This is a genomic window from Pseudomonas sp. 14P_8.1_Bac3 (assembly GCF_025466085.1).
GTDB lineage: Bacteria > Pseudomonadota > Gammaproteobacteria > Pseudomonadales > Pseudomonadaceae > Aquipseudomonas.
This window is the reverse complement of sequence record NZ_JANLOD010000037.1, coordinates 1-276: the sequence shown is the minus strand read 5'-3', so window position 1 is coordinate 276 and position 276 is coordinate 1. Positions and strand designations below refer to the sequence as shown.

Below are 276 nucleotides of genomic sequence, written 5' to 3'. Positions count from 1 at the left end.
GCGTTGGCAAGCGCCTGAGCCACTATCACCTGACGCTCGTACCGGCGTTGCACTACTTGCAGTTCAGCTACAACCAACGGATTTTCCAGAACCTGACGGTGCCGCAGATCGTCACTCAAGTTCTGAAGCAGCATGGCCTGCAGACTGACGCATTCACCTTCCATGTCCGCACCAGCGCCGAGCGCGAGTACTGCACGCAGTACGGGGAAAGCGACTTCGCGTTCATCCAGCGCCTGTGCGCCGAAGACGGCCTTGCCTGGCATCACCAGCATGCGC

The 276-nt window shown here is 60.1% G+C and carries 1 protein-coding gene; it reads left to right on the top strand.

The features are described 5' to 3' along the window. Positions 1-276 (top strand): contractile injection system protein, VgrG/Pvc8 family (locus tag NTD84_RS11220; RefSeq protein ID WP_262165224.1); only part of this gene is annotated, 276 nt, incomplete at both ends.